The following is a 25,160-nucleotide window of genomic DNA, read 5'->3' as shown; positions in this document are numbered from 1 at the left end:
GAATGTTGACCCGCTGTCGAGAGAAGGTTAAAAACCTTCCTCTGGTTAATGTGTATGCTGGCCGTCATGACTAAGAATGAGCATGCCGGGCGTAATGATGGAAAAATTGAGTAATCGGAGACCCAATGTCTGACCCTATTGAGACGTTACTAGAGAACAATCGTGCCTGGGCGAAGCGCATGTGCGATGAAGACCCTGATTACTTCAAACGACTATCAGAGCAGCAAAATCCTGATTATCTCTGGATTGGCTGTTCTGATAGCCGGGTGCCCGCCAATCAGATCATCGCTCTGCCTCCCGGTGAGGTGTTCGTCCATCGCAACGTCGCCAACCTGCTGCATCATACCGATATGAATGCGCTTTCAGTGGTGCAATTTGCTGTGGATGTGCTTAAGGTCAGCCATATCATGGTGGTCGGGCATTACGGCTGCGGGGGTATCAAGGCCGCGGTAATGGGTGGCGAATGCGGTGTCGTCGACTACTGGCTACACTCGGTTCGTGAGCAATACAATCAACATCGTCGTTCACTTGACCACCTTCCAATTGACGAGCAAATCGACCGCATGTGTGAGCTCAATGTGAAAGCGCAAGTCAATAGCCTGTGCCGTACCAAGATCCTTCAGCGTGCCTGGCAGCGCGGTCAGCAGATCTCGGTTCATGGTTGGGTCTATGGCTTGAGCGATGGACACGTAAAAGACCTCAATTGCACCATCGACGGCCTTGAACAGGTCGAAACGTTATACCGCATTGACCGTCTGCAAACCGACGACTGACGACCTATCGCCCGCGGATGCCGCGGGCGATAGTAACAGCCAGCCCCTTACCCTATAGGGCAGCTGACGCCTGTTCCCTTAATGCCGCAATAGCCATTGGGATTTTTGTATAGGTATTGCTGATGATACGCCTCGGCATAATAAAAAGCGTCCAGCGGCTTGATTTCAGTAGTGATATCGCCTTTTCCGGCGGCGTGAAGCGCCTGCTGGAACACCTTGGCACTTTCCTCAGCTGCCTGATGCTGCGCCGCTGTCGTCGTATAAATCGCTGAGCGATACTGAGAGCCAACATCATTGCCCTGGCGATTTTTTTGGGTGGGGTCGTGCTGCTCCCAGAAAATATTCAGCAGGGTTGCCAGTGATACCTGGCTCGGGTCGTAAATAATTCGTACGGCCTCGGTATGGCCGGTCAGCCCCGTGCAGGTTTCTTCATAGGTCGGGTTGGGCGTTTGCCCACCGGCATAACCTGCCGCCGTCACATAGACCCCTGGCAAATCCCAGAAAAGGCGCTCCACGCCCCAGAAACAGCCCATGCCGACAACCAGTTCCTCAGCCTCTGGGGGAAAAGGCGGATGCAGTGGATGACCGTTAACGGCATGATGATCACTGGTTGCAATGGGTGCCTCACGACCCGGCAGAGCGGGCTCCGCCTGGCGAGTGGCATTATGGGTGTCAAATATAGACATGCTGCTTACCTCATTGCTGATCGAAAATGGTTGGGTTACCAGAGCGGCTGAAGGTGTAGATTAGGTCCACTGCCTGATTGGCCCCGGAAACTGCCTGCACATAAAGGTTGCGCCACAAAGTGTAGCGTAACGTTAGTTCTGCAATGGGGGAAAAAATTCCCACCCCGTAACTGATCCGGATATCGTCAGTCAGCTGCCCACTCAATGCCACCTGACTATCTTCACCGGAACCTGCCGTGTCCAGTGTCAAATCATCGATGCCAAAGGCCTCACCGATAGAGCCAACCGCCCCACCGGTGCGGCCCAGCGACATGCCAATAAGTGCGGTGGTCAACGCGCTGTCGACACCACCGCCTGAGTCCTCAGGGGCGCGCCCTCTCAATATATAGGAAAGCGCACGGCTCTCATTCATGGCGGGTTCGGAAAAAATGGCAATGTTCGGCTGTTCGGCGTTCCCTGTCACTCGGAGACCGGCAATGACATCGTCTTCGGTCACCTCCGGGTTGCGTATGGCCTCAAAGTCGAGAATGGGCAGCCCAGGGGGGCCACTGAATAACAACTGCCCCCGGCGAATGAGCAGGTCCTGTCCAAACGCCTGAAAACGGCCGTCGACCAGGTTGACCTCGCCAAATAGCTGTAGCGAACCGCTATCCTGACGAATTTCTAATGTGCCTCCCAGCCGAGATTCCAGCCCATACGCTGAAATCCTCATGTCGCGACCTAACGTCAGGGTAATTAAAACATCCAGCTCCATGCCCTCACTGGCGAGCTCATCGGCCGCACTGGAGCCATCTTCGCCACGTTCTGCCTGGCGGCGTGCCTCCTCTGCCGCCTGCCTATCCTGGCGCTCGGTAATAATCACTTCGTCAGGGCTGGGTGAGATAGCGGACGACGGTAGGTCCCCCACTTCCAAGCGGGCCCATGGCAAGTCGACATTGCCGCGAACCTGTAACCGCTCGGGGGTGACGCGTACACGAATATCCGGCGCGGCTTCCAAACGCCCAAACTGCGGCAATACCACCAGTATCGGCGATTGGGCTGCGTTGAGGTCTACCCCCACCCGCCAGTCATCATCCGCTGGCCAACGGGCATTTCCCTCAATATCAAGCTGGCCTCGCTCGGCGGCCAGGAAGCCGTCGATCGTCCCTTCTTCGCCGTCGAACCTTATGGTGACCTCACCGTCCTGAACATCCACTGGAATATCGGGGCCATTCACCTGGATGCCAAGTAGCGCAAGCTCGCCCTGCAGGTCAGGCTGGGTCGTGGTGCCCGCTATATCGATGCGGCCATTCAAATCCCCCGCAAGCTCCTCAAGGGATACCACCATGGGCTGATACGGGGCCAGTGATACGTCATTGGCTTCAAGCGACCCGGACAACTCTCCCGCGCCGAGTGGGTCCAGGACCGACAGCGCCAGTTCGATATCTCCCGCCTCTTCCAGTGATAGCAGCACCCTGCCATCCGCCTCGGCCTGAGTGGCGGCTATCTGAGTATCCAATGAGATGCGCGGCAGCTCGACGGGCTGACCATAATCATTGACCGCTGTGACCCTGAGTTCGCCAAGCACCTCGGCATCGGCTTGCCAACGCTGTCCACCCTGGCTCCATTGAGCAGCCAGGTCCGCGGTGGTATCACCATCGACCTGCCACTCTTCGGGTAACCAGGGTTCCAGCGCTTCGATAGGAATATCACGCACGCTAAGCGCCGCTTGCCCCTGGTCAGGTGATGCCACCATTGGCCGGTCAGCGCATACCCGACCGCCCTGCTCGCGAACCAGACAAAACGGCGCCAAACGGGCCTCACTGCTGGCAAGGTCGAAAACGACATCAAGCGGCGCTTCCAGTCGGATATCGCCTCCCCCGGTGTCGACTTCCAGCGGTATGAGACGCGCCTGGTAGCGCTGAGCCGTCTGGTCCAACTGGCCGTTGAGAGTGAGCAAAACACGTTCCAAGGCGCCGTCCGGCTGACCATCCACATTGATATTCATTTGATGCGATGACAGCCGTCCATCCAGGGTCAGATTTGCCGCGGCGAGTGTCTGACCACCGGCAACCAGGTTCTCGAGCGCCAGTGAAACGTCCAGTTGCGGGTCCTCCAGCCCTTCCACATTGGCATTGAGGCGTAACTGCTCGATGCGATTTTGCGCAAACCTTAGCGCTTCGCCGTTGAGCGTTGCCTGAAGCTGGGGCTGCGCCAGGCTTCCCCGAGCTTCAATATCGCCACGGATCGTACCGGCGAGATCAGGGGAAAGCGTTTGCAGCTCGCGCAGATCGATATCGGCGTCCACGGCGAGTTCGTCAGGCTGTACCGAACCGCTCGCCGACAAGCGGTTTTCTCCCTGACGAAAGCGCAGGCGTTCGATGTTGGCCTGCAAGTCACTGTTGGCATCAAAGGCAGCATCCAACTGCAATGGATAGTCACGCAGGTCGCCGTTCAAGCTCAAGTTCGGTACATCGACCAGCCAACGCGTGCCCTGCTGACGAAGGGTGAACGCTAGTTCGCCATCGATATCGCCTTCTAACGAGTCGACAAACAAGGCCGGATCAAATTGCTCGAGCCCTACCTGGGCATCCACCGTCAGCGGGGAGGTCCAGTCGACACGGCCTTCGCTAGTCAGTTGGCTATCGCCTGCGACCAGCGTCAACGGCTGCCAAATGAAATGTGCCATGTCGCCTTGGCCGTTCACCGCGATGTCGGTTTCGGGCAGCCCCGGGCCTTGCGCCTTCAGGCCCAACTGAAGTTGATAAGCGGCGAGGTTGCCGCTTACCTCCAGGTCAAGATCGTCGATAACGAACCCGTCGCTTGACGGTGCTTCTTCTTCGTCAAGCGCTGCATTGGTTTCAGGCAGCGGCCATGTCAGTTCGTCACTTTGCAGACGCACCTGAAATGGAAGCGCCGGGTCCAGGGCATTCACCTGGCCTTCCAGTGCCGCAGTAATGGCTCCTTGGGCGTCAAGCTGTGCCGTCAATTCGCTCAGGTTACCCGTCAAATCAAGCGTAAGAGACTGACCACTCAGTGCCGGTAACGGCTCCTCCAGGAACAGCGTGGTTTCAGCTTGTAACGCCAGCGGATAGTCGTCACGCAATGCAACATTGCCTGCCAGATTAAACCTTGCATCGGCAGACGCCACCTCGAAATGCTCGATCACGACGTCACTTCCCCGGGTTTCCACCCCGAGACTCAAGCGTTCGACGAGATAGCGAAAGCGACCCCTGACTTCGATATCGTCAACCGTCAGCGTGGCGAGCCGGATATCGACAGGCAGGCTCACTTCGGGCAGTTCGATGGTAGAACGGTCTGAAGCCTTCTCATCACTGGCCGCGGCACCGGGCGTTTCAGCAAGCGGATTTTGTAACGCGATGGAGGCATCAATGGTCGCGGCGGTTACCCCTGACCCACCCTCTGCTGGTGCCAGGCGCTGCCCCGCTGACGGCGGCAAATAAAGCCGAGGATTTTCCCAATGCGTCGGGGCAATATCGACGCGTCCAGCACTTGCCTTTACCGAGGTGCGAAAAGAGGTCCAGGCGAACCGGGTACCATCGGGTAGTTCCAGGGCAACGTCGTCCAGCACCAGTTCCCTGAGCTCGACAGGAAAGGGAAAACTGAATGGGGAAGCCCCCTCTGAGCCGTCCGCCTCTGCAGGCGCTTCTTCACCGCCGCCGCCAGACAGGCGGATATCGGCACCTTCCAGGCGTAAGGTATCCAGACAAAGCTTGCCGGACAGAACACAGTCATCCGCCCAGGCAAGTTCAAGCTCGTCAATCCGAACCTCTGCACCGGCTGCATCGAGCTGAAAACCGCTAAGCTGGAACTCATCGAGCACACCGCCCACGTGTTCTTCAACGCTGAACCAGCCGCGGTCCTGGCCTTGGGATAGCAATACACCGGTTCCCCACGGCGAAAGCGCCACTCCCAACAATAAGACCACAGCGCCAACCAACCATAGCGGAAGCAGCAACAACAGTCGCAGGGTACTCCAACATAACAACCACAGGCGGAAGCGACGGGTCAGCGCTCGACGACCAGCCGCGGGCGTTTGGGTAGCTTGAGGCACATCGCTCTCCTAGAATTCGGGTCCAATCGAAAAGTGCAACCGCCAGCTATCGTCGGCGTCGTCAAACGGATGCGCCACATCAAAGCGAACAGGGCCCACCGGGGAGACCCACCTCACCCCTAAACCCGCACTTTTTTTCAGATCAGCGGGGCCCCAATTGTCAAAGGCATCCCCGGCATCGAAAAAGGCTGCTCCCCACCATGCACCGGTGACGCGGCGCTGGTACTCGAGGCTTGAGGTCAGTTTTTGCTGGCCCCCGCGCAGTTTGCCTTCAGCGTTACGGGGCGAAAGTCCTTCGTAGGAATAACCGCGTACGCTGCGATCGCCGCCCACAAAGAACCGCAGCGACGGGGGAATTTTATCGAAGTCTCGGGTTTCGATGGCCCCGACACTGATGCGAGCCAAAAAGCGGTTATCATTGCCGTAGGTGCGAATCCACTCGGTATCACCCGTCAGGCGTAAAAACTGGGCGTCCGACCCCCAGGCGGGGTCAGAGTACTCCACCGAAAACTGCTGGCGATCCCCCCACAAAGGAAAGCGCTGAGGCCGGGTTCGCGTGCGTGACCACTGAACACCCGGGTAAAATAACCATACTTGGTCGGCTTCTCCCCCTTGGGTGAAATCTTCATAGGTGGTGCGAAAATAAAGCGACTGCACCCAGTCATTGTCGAACTCCCAGCGCCGGGCGATTTCCACGGTCCCTTCCAATGAGTCCGTATCGCTGTCATCGACGTTGCGGACACCGTATTGCAGGCGGTAGCTATCGCGCAGGGGATCTTCAAGGGGAATATCGTAGACGCCGGTAAAGCGCTGCTCGGGCGCTGACAGGTAGAGATCGTGATCCAGGCTATGTCCATAGCGGTTAATCCACGGCTGGTCCCAGCCGAACCGTAACCGTGGCCCCACGTCAGTGGCGAAGCCTATGCCTGTTTCAAACTGGTGCCGATTGGCAGGCTCCACGCTGACATCAATGGGCAAGGCTGTATCGTCGTCGGATTGACGCGTGCTCAAAGCGCTGGCAAGTGCGGCACTGGTAATTCTTGGGCGCTTCGGCTGTGATTCGGTCGCCGATACCCACCAGGGGTCGCCACCGCCAGGCGGGGCGAGTGTTAGTTCTTGAGCCGTTTCCAGGCGCGGTTTGACGGATACGGAGCTAAACCAGCCGGTCTCGGCGAGCCGTTGGTTGAAGCGCGCCAGGGACTCAGCCAAATAAGGCTCATCCTTCTCATAAGTGCGCATCTGCTGAAGACGCTCCGGTTGAATGTGGCTGCCGGTGATCAGCGTTTCCCCAAACCGGTAACGCGGACCACTGTCAAAGTCCATATACAGCCGTGCACTTTGCAAGTAGGGGCGTACCTCCATCCGGCGATCCGTGAACCCCCAGTCAAAATAGCCACGTTCAATGGCCAAGCCGGAAAACTCTCCCCGCAGCCGGTCCCAGGGCGCATGACGCAGTGTATCGCCCACTTTCAAGGGGAACCCCTCTAGCGCCTCTTTGAATGGCTTATCCTGAGCGGCGTCACCGAGGATATTGATATCCAGTGTTTCGATGGTGACCTGAGGCCCTGGCTCAATGACCAAGCGCGGGGTCCCTTCAGTTGGAAGGTCTATGGAAATATCGGGTTCATAATAGCCGTAAACGCGCATTGCCTGCCGAGTGCGTTGACGGATTTCACCTTCCAGACGGGGTTGGGTGTATTCGTCTTCTTCGATATTCTGCAGATAGGCGCGGATGTTGCCCGCCACCTCGCCCTCCACGCCTTCAAGGGTAGCGTCTAGTGCCCATGCGGCGGGCGCGGCCACTCCTAGCGGCAAGGTTACGAGGTTTGCGATGACCGTTGCTGAAAGCCATTGCCGTTGTCTTCCCATACATTTTTCCTAACCTGATCATCGGCGTGCTGCCTTTCAGCCAGTCGTGTCAATCAACGCAACATTTCAAGCTGTGCACTGAATGCCAGTTGCGCTTGGCGAACTTGGCGTACATCATCTTCCAGCTCGTCCAGTCGCTGTGACAATTGGCTCTCTAGTGCTTCGTTGTCGCTCCTTTCACCCTCAAGCTCGCTTAGTGAGGCTTCAAAGCGTGACCACTGTTCTTGTCGCTCGGCGTCGCGGGCGTTGAGGCGTTCGTCAATATCATTTGCCAGGTCGGCAACTGACGTTTCCAGTGCCTCAAGCGCCTCTTGGCTTTGAGATTCTACATGAGCGATTTCCTCGGCTAGCGACCTACGTCCCGATGTTCCGGCTTCCTCCAACGCATCCAGCGATGCTTGGATGGCGGCAAGTTGGCTATCGCGAAGGGCCGCCCGCTCACGCTGGTCCTCCAAACGCTCGAGCAACGGATCAATCGTGTCACTGGCAATAGTGCCTTCGTTCTCGGTGAGTACATCGTAAAGCTCGTTCCGAGTATCCGTTAGCGCGACCGACAATTGTTCCTGTTCTTGAAACAAGGTACTCATCTGAGCTTGGACAAAGGTTAACGTATCTTGTACATCACTGTCACCTGAGTCCAGACGGGCGTGCATGTTCGATACCTCGCCACTGACACGCTGCAACTCCTCCTGAAGCCGCTCGCGCTCCAGGTACAGCCCTATCGCGGCTGCCACCAATAGACCAATTAACACAAACATGCACAGCCAGAGCGGCCACAGTGACGGCCCCTTGCGGTGTTTGACATGCTGAGATGCAATACTCTGATCGGCATCCGGTACAATGCGCGAAGATGGGGCTCTATCGGACATGCAATTTCCTCACAACGACGTTGGATCGGCGCGCCGACCTATTCCTCGATACTTTAAGCCACAGCTGGCCACAAATTCAGGGTCATAAATATTCCTGCCGTCCAGTATCAGCTTATCGCCAAGCTGTGAAGCCAAGCGTTGCCAGTCGGGATTCCAGTAGGTTTTCCATTCTGTTACCAACATTAACGCATTAGCACCTTCACAAGCATCGTACGGGTTATCGACAAAGGTAACCAAATCATTCCTTGGGCCCACAGCCGCCTTCAATGCAGGCGTAGCCGCGGGGTCGTGAAGCTGGACGTGAACCCCCTGCGCCCAAAGTGCGTCAAGCAACGTCAGCACCGGCGCATGGTCAATCCGGGCGGTACCGGGTTTAAAAGCGGCGCCCCAAATGGCAATCGTCTTGCCTTCAAGCGCTCCGCTGTAGTAGGACCACAGCTTGCGAAATAACGTCTCTTTCTTCTGTTCGTTGATATCGAGCACGTGCTCGAGCAAGGCTGATTGCCGCCCGCTGGCAACCTGCACGTCGGCAAGCCTCATCAAATCTCGCGAGAAGCTTGGCCCGCCAAAGCCGCATCCTGGATAAAGGTATTCGTACCCGATACGTGAATCGCCCCCCATTCCCTGCCGGACATGTTCCACATCAACGCCCAGGGTATCCGCCAACCCGGCAATTTCATTCATGTAGCTGATGCGCGTGGCCAGCATGCCGTTGATGGCCAGCTTGGTTAACTCAGCGGCACGCGTGGGCATCACTTGAAAAGCGTCACGGCGCCGGTTGAAGGCTCTCAGTAACTCGCGTAGCTTTTGCTCGGCCAGTGAATCATCACAACCCAACAGCCAACGCCCAGGGCGTGTAAACGACTCCCAGGCGCGCCCCTCTTCCAGTGTATCCGGCAAGGCAACACCCAGAGCGCATTCACCCGTCAGGTGCTGTAAGCGTTCGGTTTCACCCACCGGAAAGGTCGAGTTATTGACCAGCACGCTACCTGTCTGCCACGTCAACGCGGGGTGCTGCAGCAAGCCGGCTGCCGATTCGCGTTGTGACGGTGAAAGCGCTAACCACAACACATCGACAGCCAGCTTTGCTTCCGGCTGAGCAATAACCGTTAAAGCACCAGTCTCCAGAGACTGTTGTATCTGATCAACGAGGTGCGGTTCGCGGCGTAGCCAGTTCTCGTTGAAGAGCGTCGACCATGGTGTATCCCCATGGGGAAGCCATGTCACCACATGGCCCACGGAGGACAGCGCAGCCGCCGCGGTTGCGGTGCTTAATTCACTGCCGTACAGGAGCACCCGCATCGTTTATCCTCCCTGATGATAGCGTGCGAGCAGCGCTTTAAAATCATCACCCAAGTCAGGGTGCCTGCGAGCATAGGCCAGCGTCGCCTCCAGGTAGCCCAGAGGTTGTCCGCAATCGTACGTCGTCCCCCGCATACGGTAGGCCTGAACCCCCTGCTGCTCACGAAGCGTTTCAATCGCGTCGGTGAGCTGAATTTCGCCCCCCGCACCGGGCGGTGTCTTGGCAAGAATAGGAAAAATCGCGGCGGGTAAGGCATAACGGCCGATGACCGCCAGGTTCGAGGGTGCCTGGTCACGCGCAGGCTTTTCAACCATGCCGAGCAGGTCAGCAGAGCATGAGGGAGCTGGCACCTTACCTGCAGGGGCGACAATGCCGTATTTTTCCACAAGTTCCCAGTTGACTTCCTCGACCATCAGTTGCGCGGTGGCGTGCTGCCCGTAGGCCTCGAGCATCCCTTGCAGATCACTGCGCGGCGTGTCGCTGTTGTCTACCAACACATCCGGCAAAAGCACTGCAAAGGGTTCGTCGTCGCCAATAATTGGCCGTGCGCAAAGAATGGCATGTCCAAGCCCCAGGGGCTCACCCTGGCGAACACTGATGATATTGACATCATCAGGCACCATTGCCCTGAGCGAGGCCAAGAGGTCGTGCTTCCCCTTTGCTTCCAGGCTCGCTTCCAATTCAGCATGGGTGTCGAAATGGTTTTCGATAGCGCCCTTGTTACTGCTGGTGACAAACACGATATCGCGAATACCCGCCGCAATCGCCTCTTCGACCACGTATTGAATGACCGGCCGGTCCACAATGGTGATCATTTCCTTGGGAATGGCTTTGGAAGCGGGCAGGCAGCGGGTACCAAACCCCGCAACAGGCAGTACGGCCTTACGAATCATAAGAGGTCCTTTTCATGCGTTCCGGCTCAGGAGTAGTTAGAATGCCTATCATACTGAACGCGCGGTGGGTTTCCAGTTCGCCGTTAGACTGCAAGTATCAGGCCACGGTCTTTCCCATGCTTGCTCACTGTTGATGGAGTCAAAACATGTCAGCGACACCAAAGGATAGCACTGCTCACCAATATCAAGGCAATGTTGATAACGCCGAAGTGGCGAAATTTGAAGCACTTGCCAGTCGCTGGTGGGATCCGCAGAGTGAATTTAAACCCCTGCACGATATAAATCCCTTACGACTCGACTTTATCGATGCCAGGGCCGGGCTGGCGGGCAAGAAAGTGCTGGATGTTGGCTGCGGCGGCGGCATTTTGAGCGAAGCCATGGCGCGACGTGGTGCACAGGTGACCGGTATTGACCTGGGTGAAGCACCCTTGGGAGTCGCCCGCTTGCATGCGGAAGAGCAAGGCGTGGCGGTTGACTACCGCAACATCAGCGTGGAAGCACTGGCAGATGAACAGGCGGGCCAGTATGACGTCGTCACCTGCATGGAAATGTTGGAGCACGTTCCGGACCCGGCGTCGGTGGTGCGTGCTTGTGCGGCCTTGGTGAGACAGGGTGGCTATGTGTTTTTCTCTACCCTTAACCGCACGCCGAAGGCGTACGCTTTTGCCATTCTAGGTGCCGAGTATGTGCTGAAGCTGCTGCCTCGCGGAACGCATGACTATGCGAAATTCATTCGCCCCTCCGAAATGGCGAGCTGGAATCGACAGAACGGCCTGGAAGTGCGCGAACAGATCGGCCTGACCTACAACCCCCTGACCCGACGCTATCGGTTGGTTGAAAACGATGTTTCGGTCAATTACATGATGTACTGCCGTAAGGTGCATGCGTAATGCCTGTCTGCTCATCGCCTTGCGCTGTGCTGTTTGACCTGGACGGCACCCTGGTGGATACCGCGCCGGACTTGGCCGTCGCGACCAATGCGTTGCGTCAACACCACGGCTTGGCACCGTTGCCGTTCGCCACCATTCGTACCCAGGTTTCAAACGGCGGTAACGCCTTGGTGAGCCTGGCACTGGGCGATGACCTTAGCGTCACGCATCAGGCGGAGGCTCGTCAGTTCCTGCTGGACGCCTATGAAGCCTCGGTTGCGGTTCACAGCCGGGTATTTTCACCGCTGGACCAATGGTTAGATGCCTGGCACCAACAGGCGCGCCCTTGGGGGATTGTCACTAACAAACCCCGGCGTTATACCACGCCATTGCTTGAAGCCCTGGCGCTGGCACCCGGTGCCCTGCTTTGTGCAGATGATCTGACCGCCAAGAAACCCGACCCCCTGCCCCTGCTCGAGGCCGCTCGGCAATTAGGTGTCAATCCGCAGCACTGCTGGTACGTTGGCGACCATTTGAGGGATATGCAAGCTGCCCGGGCTGCTGGTATGACCGCGGTGGCGGTGGGCTACGGGTATATCGCGGAAGGCGATGATTATCGTCAGTGGCCAGCACACTGCTGGTATCAGCAGTGTGCCGAGCTGGTCGATGCGCTGCCTGACATCGCTTGAAAAGCCTTAAACGTCAAGTCTGCCGGGGTGGTTGCGCATCGATTTTCTGACCATGGGTGCCCGCGCTGTCGGGGCCCATCAACCACAGATAGGTGGGCATAATGTCGTCAGGCGTGCGCAAGTTGGCGGGGTCTTCACCGGGATAAGCATTACGCCGCATTTGAGTCCGGGTAGCGCCTGGGTTAAGGGTGTTGATGCGCATGTGGGGCTCATTATCCAGCTCGTCGGCCAATACTTCCACAAAGCCTTCCGTGGCAAATTTAGACACGGCGTAGGCCCCCCAGTAGGCACGGCCTTTACGACCGACACTGGAAGAAGTAAAGATGACCGACGCATCATTGGAGCGCTGCAACAACGGCAATAGCGCCTGGGTCATCCAGATGGGGCCGTTGATATTGACCTGCATGACCTGCTCCCAGAGCGTGGCATCATACTGCGCAAAAGGGGTAATCCGACCCAGTAGACCGGCATTGTGCAGTAGACCATCCAGACACCCGAACTCCTTTTCCAGGGTGTCGGCCATATCGTGAAAATCCTTGAGCGTCGCGCCCTCAAAATTGAGCGGGAAAATGGCCGGCTGGGGGCCGCCATCCGCCTCGATTTCATCGTACACACGCTCTAGCTTGGCAATGGTGCGGCCAAGCAGAATTACCGTCGCACCGTGGCGGGCGTAGCTGAGTGCCGCCGCACGACCTATACCGTCACCTGCCCCGGTGACCAGCACAACACGGTCACGGAGCAAATCGGGTGCTGGCTGATAATCAATTTTACATGTCATCGCAGACCCTCCTGGCGGCTTCTGTCATCAACTGCTCTGGCGAAGAAAGTCATCGGCCAGCCCCGCCGCACTGCTTTGTGGGTAATCATCCTGCACTTTTTCGAGAAGCGCACGACTTTCTTCCGCTTCGCCCTGCCGGGCCTTGACCAAGCCAAGCTTGTATAACGCATCCGGTACCTTGCTACTACCGTCATAGTTATCAATCACGCGGGTGAATGCTTGTTCGGCGGCATCCAGTTCGCCTTCGGCGGCATACAACTCTCCCAGCCAGTAATGGCCATTGGCGGTCAGGCTGGTATCCGGATAGGCTTCCACAAAGGCTTCAAAGGCGTCGATAGCCTCACCGAAGCGACGCTCCTGCACATGCGCAAATGCATCCTGGTAGGCCTGCCTGGCGTCATCACTGACGTCGCTTACGGAGGGCGCATTGGCGACTTCTTCGGCGGCTTCCGGTTCAACCTCGGGTGTTGATTCCTCGATCTGATTTTGGCCGCTGCTCATCAGGCGGTCTTCAATATCCAGGTATTGCTGCTGCGATTGGCGACGGAGCTGCTCCATTTGATGGCGCAGCTCTTCAATTTCACCCCGCAGACGCTGGATTTGCTGCTGGTGCTCCTGCACCGTGTTGAATAACACCAGACTCCCATTGGCGCCTCCGCCCTGGGTTTGGGCTTGTTCATAAAACCCGCCGCCCGAACCTGACAGATCTTCGACAACGGGTTGTTGGGCAACACTGACAAGGGGCAATACGGATAGCGGGAGCACTAGGGCTCCCGCACCGCACAGCCTCTCAACGTAACGCTTGAGACTGTGATTCATGATGACTCCAAAAATAGCAGGTACTAATGCGCGTTAATCACCACGCGGGTCATCAATAATTGAACACAACGCGACGGTTTTGTGAATACGCCGCTTCGCTGCTACCACGCTCTGCTGGACGTTCTTCACCATAGCTCACCACGCTCATTTGCGAAGACGAAACGCCTTGAATGTTCAAAAAGCGTTCAACGGCGTTGGCGCGTCGCTCGCCGAGGGCCATATTATATTCACGGGTACCGCGTTCATCGGTATGCCCATGCAGCACGACATTGGCACCCGGATTTGAGCGCAGGTAACGTGCGTGGGCCATCACTACAGATTCGTATTCGCTTTTAATCGTGTCGCGATCGTAATCGAAATAAATGGTTCTGACATCGGGAATACGCGAGTCGGCCTGTTGACTACGGTCAGCGCCTGACGTGCCGCTGCCGTACTGACCGCTCGTTCCGGTGCCCGAGGTGCTACTGGCGCTTCCATCGCGGCCATCCTGGCTGCCATAGGAATCACCGTCTTGAGTCCCACCGGTGCTTGAACAGCCGGCGATAACGGCAATAGAAAGCGCGACGGCCAACGAGCGAACCAAGGGTTTAAGTTGCATAATCAGACTCCTTGCCTGAAAACATGAATGGATTTCATTCGTTTAAAAACGGTGACCATGCGGGGTCTCGCACATCACCTTGAGCGGCGGGTAACCTGAATGACGAACGGCCATCGGCAGAAACGGCACTCAGCACCCCGTTGTTACCCTGTTGGGTAGCGAAGATTACCATGGTCCCGTTCGGCGCAACACTAGGTGACTCATCACTGGTGGAATCACTCAAGGTGACCAGGCGACCACTGTCGATTTCCTGACGTGCGACTTGAAAACCACGGTCGGAACGGTGGATCAAAAACAGGTTTTCGCCATCCGGCGAGAAACGCGCCCGAGCATTGTAGTTACCCGTGAAGGTCATACGCTCCGTTTCACCGCTACCAAGCGTGTGCTGGTAGATTTGCGGCCCACCACTACGGTCAGACGTAAACACCAGACGACGACCATCCGGTGACCACGCAGGTTCGGTATCGATACTGTTGCTATCCGTGACGCGAGTTAACGAACGATCGGCGATTTCCATGATATAGATATCGGGCTGGCCGTCTTTCGACAGGGACATGGCCAAACGGCGGCCATTTGGCGACCATGCTGGCGCCCCGTTAATTCCCTCGAACGATGTGATCCGCGCACGATTGCCGCTGCTCACTTCCTGAATATAGATCTCCGGGCGTCCACTCTCGAAAGATACATAAGCGAGCTTACCACCGTCCGGTGACCAGGCAGGCGACAAGATCGGCTGGTCGGACGTTAAAATCTGCTGGCTGTTGCGCCCGTCTGCGTCGGCCACGTAAAGACCATAGTCCGTGCTATCGCCAACCCCTTGGGCGGTGACATACGCAATTCGCGTTGAGAAGGCCCCGCGAATATCGGTAATCTCTTCAAAAATCTGGTCGCTGATATAGTGAGCAGCACCGCGCAGGTCATTTTCACTGGCCGTGACGGTTTCGCTCATCATGCGCCGCTGCCCACTGATGTCCATCAGGTCGTATTGGATTCGATAGCCGCTGTCTGTCCGCTCGGCCCTGCCAACAACCAGATAACGAACATCCAATGAGCGCCAGGTGCTGTATTGAACATCGTCGGCCTTGCTCGGCTGCTCAAACATCGAGCCGCGATCCAGTGGATCAAAAAAACCGCTGCGATCAAGATTGTCATGAATGATTTGGGCCACGTCTTCGGGCATACCCGCCGAGCCCTCGAACGGTACCACGCCTATGGGTAGCGCCTGGTCACTGCCGCGAGTAATTTCAATGGTTAAGTTGGCGTTGGCGACAGTACTCATCGCCAGTAACAGACAGAATAGCCATACCTTGCTTATGGTGTGCATCAGCGAACATCCCCCGGGGTAAATCGCAGATTGAATTGACGTAGATTGCGCTGCTGACCGGTCGGCAGCTCACGCAGTTCGACGAACGGTGCTGCATGTTCGATTGCCTGCATCGCCGACCGATCAAAGTTGCCATCGCCACTTGACGACACCACTGACGTGGTCAGCACTTCGCCTGACGGCCCTAACCTGACTTGAAGCGTAGCACTCATCGAGTCGCTTGCACCTGACGGAATAATCCATGCCTGCTCCACGGCGCGCTTAACAATCGTCAAGAAGCTATTTGCCGCTTGCTCGGCTTGCTGAGCCTCGGCGGCAGCCTGGGTTTCACCTTCCAACTGCCGCTGCATGGCGGCTTCCGCCTCCTCCTGGCGGCGCTGCTCTTCAGCCTCACGCTGACGCTGGGCCTCGGCCTCGGCTTCTTCCTGGCGGCGCTGTTCTTCGGCTTCCCGCTGACGCTGGGCCTCGGCTTCGGCCTCTTCCTGGCGGCGCTGTTCTTCAGCCTCACGCTGGCGCTCGGCCTCTGCTTCGGCCTCTTCCTGGCGACGCTGCTCTTCAGCCTCACGCTGGCGCTCGGCCTCGGCCTCTTCTTGGCGACGCTGCTCTTCAGCCTCACGCTGACGCTGGGCCTCGGCTTCTTCCTGGCGGCGTTGCTCTTCGGCTTCACGTTGGCGTTCGGCCTCGGCTTCTTCCTGGCGGCGCTGTTCTTCGGCTTCCCGCTGGCGTTCGGCCTCGGCTTCGGCCGCTTCCTGAAGGCGCTGGGCCTGCGCTTCAGCTTCTGCCCTGGCGGCTTCCAAGGCTTGCTCTTCGGCGGCAGCAGCTTCCCGTGCAGCCTGTTCGGCAGCGGCTTGCTCTTCCGCGGCGGCTTCCTCGGCTGCCGATGTATCGGGTTCTTCTACTGTCTCATCTTCCTCGGCCGCTTCCATGGCAGCGGACTGATCATTGGCCTGCTGAGCCCGGTTGGTGAACGCCTCGGTACTGATCAGGGTCGCCTGCACAATAGAAGATGAATCTGGCTCGGCGTCGCTATCAGGCCATTCAATCAAGGAGAACAGCACGATCAACAAGTGCACGGCAATCGCAAAAACCGCCGGCCAAAGGTAGCCAATGTCTTGAGGATCACGAGGTTTTTTTACAGCCATGCCCTGTGCGTCCTTACTCATTCTGTGGCGGCTCAGAAATGAGCCCCACATTGGCTACGCCCGAGCGCTGCAGGTTACTCATCAACACGACCACTTCGCCATAAGCCACGTTCTGATCGCCACGTACCATCACTGGCGTATCAGGTCGCTGCTCTATAATAGCGCTAACCCGGCGAGTGATATCATCGGCAGAGACCTGGGTCGAATCATCTCCAAGACTGAGGTAGTACTCTCCTTCCCGGTCGATGGAGATAATGATCGGATCGTTGTCTTCCTGGCTTTCGATTGGCTGTGAACTGACCTGGGGCAGCTCAACGTCCACGCCCTGATTCAACATCGGCGCGGTAATCATGAAAATGACCAACAATACCAGCATGACATCGATAAAAGGGACAACGTTGATTTCGCCCATGGGCTTACGCTGTCCGCCTCGTTTAAACGGTCCTTGCATGGGGTAACTCCCTTAGCTTGACGCGCTGTCACGCCCTTGCAGATTGCGGTGCAAGATAGCGTGGAATTCTTCGGCGAAATCTTCGTACTTGCCCAACAGACGACTGGCGTTGTTGGAAAGCCGGTTGTAGAAAATCACGGCTGGTATCGCAGCGAAAAGGCCCATCGCCGTGGCGATCAACGCCTCTGCGATCCAGGGAGCGACTGTTGCCAACGTGGCTTGCTGGGTCATGGATAACGACTGGAAAGACCCCATGATGCCCCACACGGTACCAAACAGACCGATATAGGGGCTGGCTGAAGCCACTGTGGCGAGAAAGACAAGATGCTGGGTCAGGCGGTCTTCTTCACGTGACCAGGCGACGCGCATGCTGCGCTGAACACCTTCAAGAACGGTTGCGGTACTGCGCGTTTTGGGCATCAGGCGATTGAATTCACGAAACCCTGCCTGAAAGATGTGCTCGGCCCCGTGGCGCGGATCGTCGGCCGGGATGTCCCGGTAAAGCTCATTCAAATCTACGCCTGACCAGAACGTTTCTTCAAACTGGGTATATTCTTTTTGCGCACGGCGCAGGGCAATGCCGCGTTGAAAAATAACCACCCAAGAGAGAATGGACCCTACGGTTAACAGCAACATGACCAGTTGAACCACGATGCTTGCATTCATAATCAGGTGCGGAATAGACATGGCATTATCGTTCACAAGTGCCCTCATCAATCATCAGTAATGTGGTGTTAGGAGCCCGCATCGTTCGTTACATAAGCGATTTGAGCGCAGATGGCCATGCCATCGGGCGCAGATCCTGCGCATTCAAGCACGCTATCTCGACCGTGGCGGCGCAAAGACGTTCATTTTCCCGCCATACCTGCTGCTCAAATGTCATCCGGCAGCGGCCAACGCTGGCGATATCGGCACTTACGTCAAGCGCATCGTCCAACCGTGCAGGCTTGATGTAATGACAGGACAAGCGATATACCACTAGCTGAGTGCCTGCGTCCAGCAACGTTTGCTGGTCGACCCCCAATGATCTCAGCCATTCACTGCGGGCTCGCTCCATAAACTTCAGGTAGTTAACGTAGTAGACAATACCACCCGCGTCTGTATCTTCCATGTAAACGCGAACCGGTAAACGCAGCGGCGGAGTCATGGGCGCTGCTCCCCCTGGGCTTCAATGGAAGCTTCGTGAGGAACGCGTTCAAAATGCAACCAGGCTTGCCGCGTGACGACGCGCCCGCGTGGCGTCCGCATCATCAGCCCCTGCTGGATCAAATACGGCTCGATGACATCTTCAATGGTGTCGCGCTCCTCACCGATTGCGGCTGACAGCGAATCGACCCCTACCGGCCCACCGTCGAATTTATCGATCATGGCCAGTAACAGCCTGCGGTCCATATGATCCAGTCCATGGTGGTCCACATTAAGCATGTTCAGCGCTGCGTCTGCCAGGTTTGCATCCACGGTGCCGTCGCCCTTCATTTCGGCGTAGTCGCGCACGCGGCGGAGCAAGCGGTTGGCAATTCGCGGAGTGCCTCTTGAGCGACGGGCAATTTCAACGGCGCCTTCATGGTGGGTTACAACGCCAAGCAGCTTGGCTGAACGGGTCACAATCTCGGTCAGCTCGGTCAGGTTATAAAACTCGAGCCGTTGGACGATGCCAAAACGATCGCGTAACGGCGAGGTGAGCAACCCCGCTCGAGTCGTGGCGCCCACCAGCGTAAAGCGGGGCAAATCCAGCTTGATCGAGCGTGCGGCAGGCCCCTCACCAATCATGATGTCGAGCTGAAAATCCTCCATCGCCGGATACAGGACTTCCTCGACGACGGGCGACAAGCGGTGGATTTCATCGATGAACAGAACGTCCCCAGGCTCCAGGTTGGTGAGCATTGCCGCCAGGTCACCAGCACGCTCGAGCACCGGGCCCGACGTCGATTTGAGCCCTACGCCCATTTCCGTGGCAATAATGTTGGCCAAGGTGGTTTTGCCCAAGCCTGGCGGACCAAACACCAACGTATGGTCAAGGCTATCTTCACGCAGCCGGGCGGCACCAATAAAAATTTCCAACTGCTCGCGAACGCGGGGTTGGCCAATATAATCCTGGAGCCGTTTGGGGCGAATCGCATGGTCGATGCGACCTTCACCTTGCTCTGGCTCAGCGGCAATCAGTCGATCGTGCTCTAGCATAAGCGTTCATTTACGTCCGTGGTTGTACGCGTTCAGCCCTTCATGCGCTGGGTGAGTGCCGCCTTGATGAGGGCCTCGGTGGACAGAGAGCCATCAAGGTCGGCCAGCATTTTCGTGGCCTCGGTCGGTTTGTAGCCAAGACTAACCAGTGCCGACTCGGCGTCCGCCAAGCTGTTGCGGGATTGGGCAGCCTGTCCATTGGCGGCTTCCAGGGGAAGCGTGGTATCACGGCCATTTTCCCACTCAGGGAAGCGATCCCGCATTTCTATGATCAATCGCTCGGCGGTTTTTTTACCCACGCCTGGGAGTTTGGTGAGCGCCTTGCTGTCATCATCGCGTACGCAGCGCATAAAAGCGTCTTCATCCATACCGGACAAGATGGCCAAAGCCAGTTTGGGCCCCACGCCATTCACTTTGATCAGGGCGCGAAACAGGGCACGTTCATGCGCGCGACCAAACCCATAAAGCAGATGGGCGTCGTCCCGGATAGTGAGATGCGTATATATAAAAACGCTTTCGCCAACCGGCGGCAGCGCTACCAGGGTTGTCATCGACGTTTCCAGCTCGTACCCCACGCCGTGTACATCCACCACGATCCATGGCGGCTGTTTCTCAATCAACTGGCCTTGAAGCCGTCCAATCATATTTATGCTCGCGCTAAGCCAAACCAGTCGCCACTATAAAGCCACTCTGTACAAGTGACCAGTGGTGGGGCTGATTATCAGAGTCGCCACCGCCCGGTCGAACGGCGGCGCCCTCTCCCCTGCGTGGTCAGCGCCTTGGGCCCTTGACTGGCGTAGGCGTGGGTCAGTGCAATGGCCAGGGCATCGGCGGCATCGGCCTGTGGCGAAGCCACCAGGTGCAGAATAGCCGCTACCATATGCTGCACCTGCACCTTATCGGCGCCGCCCTGACCGGTGACCGCCTGTTTGATCTGCCGCGCGGCATACTCGTCGACCACCAGACCATGGTTGGCCATACAGACCAGCGCCACGCCTCTTGCCTGGCCGAGCTTGAGCGCTGAATCAGGGTTTTTGGCCATGAAGACGCGCTCTATGGCCACGGCGTCCGGGCGGTGTAATCCAACCACTTCCCCAAGTCCGGCATAGATTTGCGCCAAACGCTGCTCTAAAGGCCCTTCCGCCGTGCGAATGCAGCCGCTAGCGACATACCGGGGAACAAGTCCTGCCAGCTCAATGACCCCATAGCCGGTAATGCGCGAACCAGGGTCAATGCCCAGGATGCGCAGCGGACTGGATAAGGCAGGTGTCTGCATATAACAGCACTCAGGTCGTCCAAACAAAAACACCGACGCCCAGGCGCCGGTGTAAGGAGGTATATAAAGAGCGCTTATTCGGCCGTGGTATCCGCTTTGGCTTTCTGACGCAAACGGATATTAAGGTCTTTAAGCTGCTCTGAGCTGACTTCCCCCGGGGCGTCGGTCATCAAGCAGGCAGCGCTTTGGGTTTTCGGGAACGCAATCACTTCACGGATGGTCTTGGCACCGGCCATCAGCATCACCAGACGGTCCAGACCGAAGGCCAAACCACCGTGAGGCGGTGCGCCGTACTGGAGAGCATCCAGCAGGAAGCCAAACTTCTCCTGGGCCTCTTCCTGGCCAATTCCCAGGATATCAAACACCGTACGCTGCATGGTTTGATCATGAATACGGATTGAACCGCCGCCAAGCTCGGTACCATTCAGCACCATGTCATAGGCGCGCGACAGTGCGCTCGCCGGGTCATCCTTGAGCGCTTCAGGTGAGCATGACGGGGCAGTAAAGGGATGATGCAGCGGGCTGAGACGGCCGTTATCGTCTTCTTCGAACATCGGGAAGTCGACGACCCAGAGAGGCGCCCAGGCCTGGGTGTAGAGGTCGAGGTCTGCCCCCAGCTTAACACGCAATGCGCCGATCGCTTCGTTGACGATACGCGTCTTGTCAGCACCGAAGAAAATAATGTCGCCGTCTTGGGCGTCAACACGGTCGAGCAGTTCCTCAACCACGTTTTCCATGAACTTGACGATCGGTGACTGCAGGCCATCAAGCCCCTTGGCGCGTTCGTTGACCTTGATCCACGCCAGCCCCTTGGCACCATAGATACCGACAAACTTGGTGTATTCGTCGATTTCCTTGCGCGACAGTGATGCACCGCCAGGGACTTTCAACGCGGCAACGCGGCCGTCTGCCGCATTCGCCGGTCCGGAAAACACCTTGAAGTCAACCTGTTGCATCAGGTCATCGACATTGGTCAACTCAAGGGGGATACGCAGGTCGGGCTTGTCTGAACCAAAGCGGTCCATGGCTTCCTGCCACGTCATGCGCGGAAACGCGGCCAGCTCGACGTCCAGCACTTCCTGGAAGAGCTGGCGAATCATGGACTCGGTAATGTCCATGATGTCGTTTTCTTCTACGAACGAGGCCTCGATGTCGATTTGCGTGAACTCGGGCTGGCGATCGGCACGCAGATCTTCGTCGCGGAAACACTTGGCAATCTGGTAGTAGCGATCAAACCCCGCCACCATCAACAGCTGTTTGAAGAGCTGCGGCGACTGCGGCAACGCAAAGAAGTTGCCCGCATGGGTACGGCTCGGCACCAGGTAATCGCGCGCGCCTTCGGGTGTCGCGCGGGTCAAAACCGGGGTTTCGATATCCAGAAATCCCTGATTTTCGAGGAACGCACGGACGGTGTGTGAAATACGCGAACGCAGCCGCAGCTTGTCGATCATATCGGGGCGGCGTAAATCGATATAGCGGTGTTTGAGGCGCACCTCTTCACCGACTTTGCCATGCTCGTCGAGCTGGAAAGGCGGCGTCACCGCGGTATTAAGCACTTCGACATCTTTTGCCAGTACTTCAATCATCCCGGTGGGCATGTTGGGATTTTGCGTGCCCTCGGGGCGCAGACGAACCCGCCCGGTAATGCGCAGAACGAACTCATTGCGAGCACGGTCGGCATTGGCAAACGCGTCGGCGGTATCTGGGTCCACGACGAACTGAGCGACGCCGTCGCGATCGCGCATATCGAGGAAGATAACCCCACCGTGGTCACGGCGGCGATGCACCCACCCGCATACGGTGACCGTCTGGTCTACCAATGTTTCATTTAGCTGGCCGCAATAATGACTGCGCATGTCTCATCCTGTTGTGTTTCGTGGCAAAAGATAATGGTGGGCCTTGATAGGCCCAGGTACGTGGGCTAGGCCGCCGTGTCTTTTTTCTTGGCCGCCGGACCGGTGCCATTCTGGCCGCCGGTCTCCGGCGTTGCGCTTTTGGCATCAGCAGCTAAATTCTTTTTGCTGCCGGTTTTAAAATCAGTCTCGTACCAGCCGCCGCCCGCCAGACGGAAACCGGCCGCGGATACCAGCCGCGACAAACTGGCGCTTTCGCAAACGGGGCAGTCCGTCAACGGATCAGCGCTGATTTTTTGCAATTTATCCATGCGATGGCCGCAGGCCTTGCACTCATATTCATAGATGGGCATGTTGATGACTCCAGATAAAGCTCAACTCCGACAAAACAGCAACATGAATGTTGCCAAGCTGCAATATGCGGCCCGTCGGGATAAATTCCAAGGCGATGATTATTCACGCCAGTTTATTATACCCTTTTGTGCCCCCTGCCGAGCAAGGCTAGACGCCACCGGCAGACAGTGGAGGTCAGAAAATGCCTAATGCAGTGATACTGGATGCCGAAAGCCTCGGCCCGCAAATCGATTTAACTGCCATCCGCCAGGCGGTATCGCATCTTGAGGTGTTTGGTCAAAGCACGACTCAACAGGCCCGTGAACGTCTGGCCAAGGCCGATATCGCCATTGTCAATAAAGTTGTGCTGGATGCGGAGACACTCGATCAATTGCCCTCGCTCAAATTGATTTGCGTGCTGGCTACCGGGCTTAACAATATCGACCTGGAGACTGCCCATGCCAGGGGGATAGCGGTTAAAAACGTTGCTGCTTATGGTACCGCCAGTGTGTCGCAGCACACCTTGATGCTGATGCTGACATTGGCAAACCGACTGCCGCTTTATCAACGGGATGTCGCCGCAGGTGCCTGGCAGAAAAGCGACTTCTTCTGCCTGCAGCATTATCCAACGATGCAGCTGTCGGGCAAGCACCTGGTGATGATAGGCCAAGGAGAATTGGGCTCGGAAGTGGCGCGTCTCGCTGAAGCGCTGGGCATGCGCGTCACCTTTGCGGCCCGCCCGGGTAATGAAGCGAACGACAACCGCGCGTCGCTCGACGACCTGCTACCGGAAGCCGACGTTATCAGCCTTCATTGCCCGCTGAATGACGCCACCCATCACCTGATCAATGCCTCACGCCTGGCCAGGGCCAAGTCTTCGTTATTGCTGGTTAACTGTGCCCGAGGAGGCGTTATCGACGAACATGCCGCGCTCTCGGCACTCAGGGATGGGCAGATCGGCGGGCTTGCCGTCGACGTGCTACCCAATGAGCCGCCCCGCGAAGGACATCCTCTGCTGGACGCGTTGGATGAAGCAATCAACCTGATTGTCACGCCCCATAACGCCTGGATTACGCCAGAAGCCAGGCAAAACATTGTCGGCTTGACCGCTGAGAACATCCAGCAGTGGCAAGCAGGCTGCTAATAAGTCGCGAAATGATCCGGAGCGTGGCACTGATCCAGGACGTTAAATTCGACATGGGTCACCTGCGCTCCTTCGGGACCTTTCCATAGCCATTCGCTGACGGTTTTTACATCCTCCGAACGGCCACAAAGCAACACTTCAACACGGCCGTCAGGCAAATTCTTTGCATAGCCGGTTAAACGGTGCTGCAGCGCCTGTTGTTGGGTAGAGCGCCGAAACCAGACGCCCTGCACTTTCCCCGTCACCCATGCACGTACACAGCAATCTGCCATTGTCGCCCTCCTGTTTTAACCGTCGTCATGTTCCTGATATTTGATAACAACAGCGCTATTGCGTGGCACCAACGGCCGACCTCTGCGTAACAGAAGCGAACGCGTAAAGGCGGCGCCAAACAGCAAAATGAGAGATGAATAATAAACCCACAGCAGCACCATCACGACAGAACCCGCTGCACCGTAAGTGGAAGCCGTTGCCGTATAAGCAAGATAGACAGCGATGACGCTCCGGCCAATGGTAAATAATACGGCTGTCACCAACGCCCCTATCAGGACATCTTGCCAACTCAACACCACATCGGGCAAGACCTTGAAAATCGTCGCAAAAAGAAGCGCAACGACCAATAGGGAAACCAGCGATTCGGCCACTTGGCTCAGCAGGCCCACGTAAGGCAGCAGTTGATCTGCAGCGCCGAGGGCGCTTCGGATGGCCACACCCAACACTAACGAAACCAGCAATATAAACCCGATCGACAGTACAACCGTCAGCGATAGGATGCGATTTTTAATGAACACCAGCGCCCCGTTAGCAGTCGGCTTGGCGGTGACGCCCCAGATCGTATTGAGCGAGAACTGCATTTGTGCGAACACCGTTGTGGCACCCACGACAAGTGCGCCCACGCCGAGTAGCGTCGGCATTACTCCCGCCTCCTGAATGCGCGATTGAGCGACGGCTTCCTCCACTACCGCTGCGGCATCAGGGCCGATAGTGCCTTGCAGTTGCGCCACAATCTGACCCTGGGCCGCCTCTTCACCCAGCACAAGGCCAATAACGGTGACCGCAATAATGATGGTGGGCGCCAGTGAGAAGAGGGTGTAAAACGCCAGAGAACCGGCATAGCTGAAGGCGTTGCGCTTCAACCATAATGACGCTGAATCCCTGATCACGTTGCCCCAAAAACAAGCACTGCGTTTAAGCATGAAAACTCCCTAATCCATTGATAAAGGGCCAACTATCCATGGCCTGATTTAATTAGCATA

25 protein-coding genes are annotated in these 25,160 nt (G+C 57.1%); 4 read left to right on the top strand and 21 right to left on the bottom strand.

The annotated features are described in order from the left end of the window. Window positions 1–125 precede the first annotated feature (125 nt). Entirely contained in the window at window positions 126–773 is a 648-nt protein-coding gene (can, locus tag NH395_RS02790) for a carbonate dehydratase (protein ID WP_253022252.1), read from the top strand. A 47-nt stretch (window positions 774–820) separates the two neighbouring features. On the opposite strand, the gene msrA is transcribed toward can, so the two are convergent. The 6 genes from msrA to galU are packed head-to-tail and all read right to left on the bottom strand — an operon-like array spanning window position 821 to window position 10,447. Then, on the bottom strand, window positions 821–1,459 hold the full coding sequence (gene msrA, locus NH395_RS02785; protein ID WP_253022250.1) for a peptide-methionine (S)-S-oxide reductase MsrA: 639 nt from the start codon (window positions 1,457–1,459) through the stop codon (window positions 821–823). A 10-nt stretch (window positions 1,460–1,469) separates the two neighbouring features. Then, window positions 1,470–5,513: a translocation/assembly module TamB domain-containing protein gene (locus tag NH395_RS02780; protein ID WP_253022248.1), complete on the bottom strand. Its 4,044-nt coding sequence runs from the start codon at window positions 5,511–5,513 to the stop codon at window positions 1,470–1,472. Between the two features lie 9 nt (window positions 5,514–5,522). After that, complete coding sequence (locus NH395_RS02775) at window positions 5,523–7,382, bottom strand: autotransporter assembly complex family protein (RefSeq protein ID WP_253022246.1); 1,860 nt, start codon at window positions 7,380–7,382, stop codon at window positions 5,523–5,525. Between the two features lie 53 nt (window positions 7,383–7,435). Further along, on the bottom strand, window positions 7,436–8,251 hold the full coding sequence (locus NH395_RS02770; RefSeq protein ID WP_253022245.1) for a hypothetical protein: 816 nt from the start codon (window positions 8,249–8,251) through the stop codon (window positions 7,436–7,438). Between the two features lie 9 nt (window positions 8,252–8,260). Next, window positions 8,261–9,553, bottom strand: coding sequence for a nucleotide sugar dehydrogenase (locus tag NH395_RS02765; protein ID WP_253022243.1), 1,293 nt, complete (start codon window positions 9,551–9,553; stop codon window positions 8,261–8,263). A gap of 3 nt (window positions 9,554–9,556) precedes the next feature. Further along, window positions 9,557–10,447 (bottom strand): UTP--glucose-1-phosphate uridylyltransferase GalU, encoded by an 891-nt coding sequence (galU, locus tag NH395_RS02760; protein WP_253022241.1) that lies wholly within the window; start codon window positions 10,445–10,447, stop codon window positions 9,557–9,559. Window positions 10,448–10,593: 146 nt separating this feature from the next. Between galU and ubiG the strand changes: the two genes are divergently transcribed. Together ubiG and NH395_RS02750 are read left to right on the top strand one after the other, a co-directional pair. Beyond that, entirely contained in the window at window positions 10,594–11,337 is a 744-nt protein-coding gene (gene ubiG / locus NH395_RS02755) for a bifunctional 2-polyprenyl-6-hydroxyphenol methylase/3-demethylubiquinol 3-O-methyltransferase UbiG (RefSeq protein ID WP_253022239.1), read from the top strand. After that, the gene (locus NH395_RS02750) at window positions 11,337–12,005 is read left to right on the top strand and encodes an HAD-IA family hydrolase (protein ID WP_253022237.1); all 669 of its coding nucleotides are present in this window, start codon (window positions 11,337–11,339) and stop codon (window positions 12,003–12,005) included. Before ubiG ends, NH395_RS02750 begins: the two co-directional genes overlap by 1 nt. 13 nt (window positions 12,006–12,018) lie before the next feature. Here the strand turns inward: NH395_RS02750 and NH395_RS02745 are convergent, their stop codons facing one another. The 13 genes from NH395_RS02745 to NH395_RS02685 form a co-directional block, all read right to left on the bottom strand. Continuing rightward, window positions 12,019–12,783, bottom strand: coding sequence for a YciK family oxidoreductase (locus tag NH395_RS02745; protein ID WP_253022235.1), 765 nt, complete (start codon window positions 12,781–12,783; stop codon window positions 12,019–12,021). Window positions 12,784–12,810: 27 nt separating this feature from the next. Continuing rightward, complete coding sequence (gene ybgF, locus NH395_RS02740) at window positions 12,811–13,602, bottom strand: tol-pal system protein YbgF (protein ID WP_253022233.1); 792 nt, start codon at window positions 13,600–13,602, stop codon at window positions 12,811–12,813. Between the two features lie 52 nt (window positions 13,603–13,654). Then, window positions 13,655–14,200, bottom strand: coding sequence for a peptidoglycan-associated lipoprotein Pal (gene pal / locus NH395_RS02735; RefSeq protein ID WP_253022231.1), 546 nt, complete (start codon window positions 14,198–14,200; stop codon window positions 13,655–13,657). A 34-nt stretch (window positions 14,201–14,234) separates the two neighbouring features. Beyond that, window positions 14,235–15,524, bottom strand: a complete 1,290-nt coding sequence (gene tolB, locus NH395_RS02730; RefSeq protein ID WP_253022229.1) for a Tol-Pal system beta propeller repeat protein TolB — start codon at window positions 15,522–15,524, stop codon at window positions 14,235–14,237. Beyond that, window positions 15,524–16,666, bottom strand: coding sequence for a cell envelope integrity protein TolA (tolA, locus tag NH395_RS02725; RefSeq protein WP_253022227.1), 1,143 nt, complete (start codon window positions 16,664–16,666; stop codon window positions 15,524–15,526). Before tolA ends, tolB begins: the two co-directional genes overlap by 1 nt. A gap of 13 nt (window positions 16,667–16,679) precedes the next feature. Next, window positions 16,680–17,117 carry a protein TolR gene (gene tolR, locus NH395_RS02720; RefSeq protein ID WP_253022225.1) on the bottom strand — a complete coding sequence of 146 codons (438 nt, stop codon included), beginning with the start codon at window positions 17,115–17,117 and terminating at the stop codon, window positions 16,680–16,682. Between the two features lie 12 nt (window positions 17,118–17,129). Beyond that, window positions 17,130–17,804: a protein TolQ gene (gene tolQ, locus NH395_RS02715; RefSeq protein WP_234346823.1), complete on the bottom strand. Its 675-nt coding sequence runs from the start codon at window positions 17,802–17,804 to the stop codon at window positions 17,130–17,132. A gap of 67 nt (window positions 17,805–17,871) precedes the next feature. Further along, window positions 17,872–18,264 (bottom strand): tol-pal system-associated acyl-CoA thioesterase, encoded by a 393-nt coding sequence (ybgC, locus tag NH395_RS02710; RefSeq protein ID WP_253022223.1) that lies wholly within the window; start codon window positions 18,262–18,264, stop codon window positions 17,872–17,874. Further along, entirely contained in the window at window positions 18,261–19,298 is a 1,038-nt protein-coding gene (gene ruvB / locus NH395_RS02705) for a Holliday junction branch migration DNA helicase RuvB (protein WP_253022221.1), read from the bottom strand. Before ruvB ends, ybgC begins: the two co-directional genes overlap by 4 nt. 32 nt (window positions 19,299–19,330) lie before the next feature. Next, window positions 19,331–19,942 (bottom strand): Holliday junction branch migration protein RuvA, encoded by a 612-nt coding sequence (gene ruvA, locus NH395_RS02700; RefSeq protein ID WP_253022219.1) that lies wholly within the window; start codon window positions 19,940–19,942, stop codon window positions 19,331–19,333. A gap of 77 nt (window positions 19,943–20,019) precedes the next feature. After that, the gene (ruvC, locus tag NH395_RS02695) at window positions 20,020–20,574 is read right to left on the bottom strand and encodes a crossover junction endodeoxyribonuclease RuvC (protein ID WP_253022217.1); all 555 of its coding nucleotides are present in this window, start codon (window positions 20,572–20,574) and stop codon (window positions 20,020–20,022) included. A 74-nt stretch (window positions 20,575–20,648) separates the two neighbouring features. After that, the gene (aspS, locus tag NH395_RS02690) at window positions 20,649–22,430 is read right to left on the bottom strand and encodes an aspartate--tRNA ligase (RefSeq protein ID WP_066320530.1); all 1,782 of its coding nucleotides are present in this window, start codon (window positions 22,428–22,430) and stop codon (window positions 20,649–20,651) included. A 65-nt stretch (window positions 22,431–22,495) separates the two neighbouring features. Beyond that, a complete protein-coding gene (locus NH395_RS02685) occupies window positions 22,496–22,780 on the bottom strand; it encodes a zinc ribbon domain-containing protein (RefSeq protein WP_066320528.1) in 285 nt (94 codons plus the stop codon). Between the two features lie 182 nt (window positions 22,781–22,962). On the opposite strand from NH395_RS02685, the gene NH395_RS02680 reads away from it, so the two are divergent. Beyond that, window positions 22,963–23,904, top strand: a complete 942-nt coding sequence (locus tag NH395_RS02680; RefSeq protein WP_253022215.1) for a D-2-hydroxyacid dehydrogenase — start codon at window positions 22,963–22,965, stop codon at window positions 23,902–23,904. Here the strand turns inward: NH395_RS02680 and NH395_RS02675 are convergent. Both NH395_RS02675 and NH395_RS02670 read right to left on the bottom strand, forming a co-directional pair. Then, on the bottom strand, window positions 23,901–24,176 hold the full coding sequence (locus tag NH395_RS02675; RefSeq protein ID WP_253022213.1) for an acylphosphatase: 276 nt from the start codon (window positions 24,174–24,176) through the stop codon (window positions 23,901–23,903). The genes NH395_RS02680 and NH395_RS02675 overlap by 4 nt on opposite strands. A 15-nt stretch (window positions 24,177–24,191) precedes the next feature. Continuing rightward, complete coding sequence (locus NH395_RS02670; RefSeq protein ID WP_253022211.1) at window positions 24,192–25,100, bottom strand: YihY/virulence factor BrkB family protein; 909 nt, start codon at window positions 25,098–25,100, stop codon at window positions 24,192–24,194. Window positions 25,101–25,160 lie beyond the last annotated feature (60 nt).

Origin of the sequence: Halomonas sp. Mc5H-6, from assembly GCF_024124705.1 — a bacterium.
Taxonomy (GTDB): domain Bacteria; phylum Pseudomonadota; class Gammaproteobacteria; order Pseudomonadales; family Halomonadaceae; genus Vreelandella; species Vreelandella subterranea.
The sequence above is the reverse complement of the archived record's forward strand: the minus strand, read 5'-3'. Positions and strand labels throughout refer to the sequence as shown.

Excerpts from the sequence above, each read along its gene's own strand:
- ruvC (WP_253022217.1), bottom strand. The coding sequence starts at position 20,574 with ATGCAGACACCTGCCTTATCCAGTCCGCTGCGCATCCTGGGCATTGAC.
- NH395_RS02775 (WP_253022246.1), bottom strand. The coding sequence starts at position 7,382 with ATGGGAAGACAACGGCAATGGCTTTCAGCAACGGTCATCGCAAACCTC.
- ybgF (WP_253022233.1), bottom strand. The coding sequence starts at position 13,602 with ATGAATCACAGTCTCAAGCGTTACGTTGAGAGGCTGTGCGGTGCGGGA.
- tolR (WP_253022225.1), bottom strand. The coding sequence starts at position 17,117 with ATGCAAGGACCGTTTAAACGAGGCGGACAGCGTAAGCCCATGGGCGAA.
- galU (WP_253022241.1), bottom strand. The coding sequence starts at position 10,447 with ATGATTCGTAAGGCCGTACTGCCTGTTGCGGGGTTTGGTACCCGCTGC.
- NH395_RS02680 (WP_253022215.1), top strand. The coding sequence starts at position 22,963 with ATGCCTAATGCAGTGATACTGGATGCCGAAAGCCTCGGCCCGCAAATC.
- msrA (WP_253022250.1), bottom strand. The coding sequence starts at position 1,459 with ATGTCTATATTTGACACCCATAATGCCACTCGCCAGGCGGAGCCCGCT.
- pal (WP_253022231.1), bottom strand. The coding sequence starts at position 14,200 with ATGCAACTTAAACCCTTGGTTCGCTCGTTGGCCGTCGCGCTTTCTATT.
- tolA (WP_253022227.1), bottom strand. The coding sequence starts at position 16,666 with ATGGCTGTAAAAAAACCTCGTGATCCTCAAGACATTGGCTACCTTTGG.
- ubiG (WP_253022239.1), top strand. The coding sequence starts at position 10,594 with ATGTCAGCGACACCAAAGGATAGCACTGCTCACCAATATCAAGGCAAT.
- NH395_RS02745 (WP_253022235.1), bottom strand. The coding sequence starts at position 12,783 with ATGACATGTAAAATTGATTATCAGCCAGCACCCGATTTGCTCCGTGAC.
- ybgC (WP_253022223.1), bottom strand. The coding sequence starts at position 18,264 with ATGACTCCGCCGCTGCGTTTACCGGTTCGCGTTTACATGGAAGATACA.
- NH395_RS02675 (WP_253022213.1), bottom strand. The coding sequence starts at position 24,176 with ATGGCAGATTGCTGTGTACGTGCATGGGTGACGGGGAAAGTGCAGGGC.
- NH395_RS02770 (WP_253022245.1), bottom strand. The coding sequence starts at position 8,251 with ATGTCCGATAGAGCCCCATCTTCGCGCATTGTACCGGATGCCGATCAG.
- NH395_RS02670 (WP_253022211.1), bottom strand. The coding sequence starts at position 25,100 with ATGCTTAAACGCAGTGCTTGTTTTTGGGGCAACGTGATCAGGGATTCA.
- ruvB (WP_253022221.1), bottom strand. The coding sequence starts at position 19,298 with ATGCTAGAGCACGATCGACTGATTGCCGCTGAGCCAGAGCAAGGTGAA.
- tolQ (WP_234346823.1), bottom strand. The coding sequence starts at position 17,804 with ATGTCTATTCCGCACCTGATTATGAATGCAAGCATCGTGGTTCAACTG.
- aspS (WP_066320530.1), bottom strand. The coding sequence starts at position 22,430 with ATGCGCAGTCATTATTGCGGCCAGCTAAATGAAACATTGGTAGACCAG.
- ruvA (WP_253022219.1), bottom strand. The coding sequence starts at position 19,942 with ATGATTGGACGGCTTCAAGGCCAGTTGATTGAGAAACAGCCGCCATGG.
- can (WP_253022252.1), top strand. The coding sequence starts at position 126 with ATGTCTGACCCTATTGAGACGTTACTAGAGAACAATCGTGCCTGGGCG.
- NH395_RS02750 (WP_253022237.1), top strand. The coding sequence starts at position 11,337 with ATGCCTGTCTGCTCATCGCCTTGCGCTGTGCTGTTTGACCTGGACGGC.
- NH395_RS02685 (WP_066320528.1), bottom strand. The coding sequence starts at position 22,780 with ATGCCCATCTATGAATATGAGTGCAAGGCCTGCGGCCATCGCATGGAT.
- NH395_RS02765 (WP_253022243.1), bottom strand. The coding sequence starts at position 9,553 with ATGCGGGTGCTCCTGTACGGCAGTGAATTAAGCACCGCAACCGCGGCG.
- tolB (WP_253022229.1), bottom strand. The coding sequence starts at position 15,524 with ATGCACACCATAAGCAAGGTATGGCTATTCTGTCTGTTACTGGCGATG.